This window comes from Wenjunlia tyrosinilytica (assembly GCF_014646055.1).
Classification (GTDB): domain Bacteria; phylum Actinomycetota; class Actinomycetes; order Streptomycetales; family Streptomycetaceae; genus Wenjunlia; species Wenjunlia tyrosinilytica.
The window spans coordinates 1-2,600 of sequence record NZ_BMMS01000118.1; the positions used below are offsets into that span (position 1 = coordinate 1).

A 2,600-nucleotide genomic window follows, 5' to 3' on the forward strand; every position below is an offset into this window, starting at 1 on the left:
AACGCCTCCGCGAACACCGGAAACGCCTCACACAGCACCCGCGCCGCACCCACCCCCAACGACCCCTGACCCGCGAACACCACACCCAGGCCGCCGACGGCGGTACGACGGCCTTCGACCCGTTCCAGTCCGGCCCGCAGCTCGTCAGGAGTGGCGGCGACGACGGCCGCGCGGTACTCGAAACCGCTCCGTCCGGTTGCCAGGGTCCAGGCGACGTCCGGTACGGAGATGGCGTCGCCGATGAACTCCCGCAGCCGCCGGGCCTGCTGGGTCAACGCTTCAGGGCTGCGGGCGGACAGCACCACGGGAACAGGCCCGGTCGGCACGGTGACCGGCCCGACGGCGTCCGGCGCCGCCTCCAGCACCACATGGGCGTTGGTACCGCTCACCCCGAACGCCGACACCCCCGCCCGCCGGGGCCGCTCGCCCTCCGGCCACGCAACCGCCGACGTCAACAGCTGCGCGCTGCCTGCCGACCAGTCGACATGCGGCGTCGGCTCCTCGGCGTGCAAGGTGCGCGGCAGCAGACCATGGCGCATCGCCATCACCGTCTTGATCACACCGCCGACACCCGCCGCCGCCTGCGTGTGACCGATGTTCGACTTCAACGACCCCACCCACAGGGGGTGTTCACGATCCTGCCCGTACGTCGCCAGCAGAGCCTCGGCCTCGATGGGGTCGCCCAGCCGGGTCCCCGTACCGTGCGCCTCCACCGCGTCCACGTCCGCCGCCGATAACCCGGCGTTCGCCAGCCCCTCCCGGATCACTCGCTGCTGCGCCAGACCGTTCGGAGCCGTCAGACCGTTCGACGCGCCGTCGGAGTTGACAGCCGAACCACGCACCAGCGCCAGCACCCGGTGCCCCAGACGCCGCGCCTCGGACAACCGCTCGAGCAGGAGCATGCCCGCGCCCTCCGACCACCCCGTCCCGTCCGCGTCGGCGGAGAACGCCTTGCACCGGCCGTCGGCAGCCAGCCCGTTCTGCCGGGCGAACTCCACGAAGACGCCGGGGTTGGCCATCACAGTGGCGCCGCCGGCCAGCGCGAGTGTGCTCTCACCGAGGGTCAGGGACTGCGCGGCGAGGTGCAGGGCCACCAGGGAGGACGAGCAGGCCGTGTCCACAGTGATCGCGGGGCCCTCCAAACCCAGGGTGTACGCGATCCGGCCGGAGGCCACCGCGCTGATGGTGCCGGTGAGCAGGTGCCCCTCCTGCTCGGGCGCGGACTCGTGCAGTCGCGGTCCGTAGTCCTGGGCGACGGCGCCGACGAACACGCCGACCCGGCCTCCCCTGACCGTGCCGGGGTCGATTCCGGCGCGCTCGAACGCCTCCCAGGAGGTCTCCAGCAGCAGCCGCTGCTGAGGGTCCATCGCCAGCGCCTCCCGCGGCGAGATCCCGAAGAAGGCGGCGTCGAACCGGCCGGCGTCGTACAGGAAGCCGCCCTGCCGTAACCGGCCGGGCAGCCGTCCGAGGTCCCAGCCCCGGTCGGACGGGAACGCGGAGATCGCGTCGCCGCCGCGGTCGACGAGATCCCACAGGCCCTCGGGCGAATCGACGCCGCCGGGGAAGCGGCAGGCCATGCCGACGATCGCGATGGGATCGTCCATCGCGGCGGCCGGGCGGGCGCCGATGTCCGCCGGGTCGGTACCGGTGCCGGACATCCGTCCGTCGAGATAGCGGGCGAGTGCGCCTGCCGTGGGGTGGTTGAAGACGTCGTTGACGAGCATCGACACGCCGGTGGCCGTGCTGAGGCGGTTGCGCAGTTCGAGGGCGGTCAGCGAGTCCAGACCGATGTCCTTGAAGGCCCGGTCGGTGTCCACGGCGTTGCCGTCGGCGAGGCCGAGGACATCGGCGAGCTGGGTGCGGACGACACCGACCAGGTCCTTGGGCGCGGCCCGGCGCTCCGGTGGGAGGACGGGCGCGGACGATACGGTCCTGACGGCGCCGTGGTGGCCGGGGAGCCAGTAGCCGCGGCGCTGGAACGCGTACGTCGGCAGGTCGAGGAGCGCGCCGCCGCGGCCGAGGACGGCGTCCCAGTCAAGGTCGACGCCCTTGGTGTGCAATCCGGCCAGCGAGGTCAGGAAGGCGGGCAGGCCGCCTCGGTTCTTGCGCAGCGTGCCGGTGATCACGGCATCGGAGCCGGTCCGTTCGGCGATCGCCTCCATCATGGGGGTGAGCACCGGGTGCGGCCCGATCTCGACGAACGCCTGGTACCCCTCGTCCATGAGCAGCGCGGCGACGTCGGCGAAGCGGACGGTGTAGCGCAGATTCCCGTACCAGTACGTGGCGTCCAGTCCGGCGGTGTCGACGGGACCCGCTGTGACGGCGGAGTAGAACGGCAGGTCGCACGAACGCGGAGCCAGCCCCTCCAACTGGGCCATCAGCGGCTCACGCAGCACCTCGACGGCCGGACAGTGAGACGCAAAGGCGGCCGGTATCCGCCGGACCTTGACACCCTCCCCCGAAAGCTCCGCCATCAACTCGTCCAGCGCCGCACCCTCCCCCGACACCGCCACCGAGCCCGGACCGTTGACCACCGATAACCACAACCGCCCGTCCCAGCGACCGAGCCGCGGCCCCAACTCTTCCGCCGACAACGCCAC

Annotated in this window: 1 protein-coding gene; it reads right to left on the minus strand. The window is 72.2% G+C overall.

Features of this window, described 5'->3' with window-relative positions:
* The coding region (locus IEY86_RS35765) for a type I polyketide synthase (protein WP_189136069.1) at nucleotides 1-2,534 on the minus strand (2,534 nt) is incomplete at its 3' end.
* Nucleotides 2,535-2,600 lie beyond the last annotated feature (66 nt).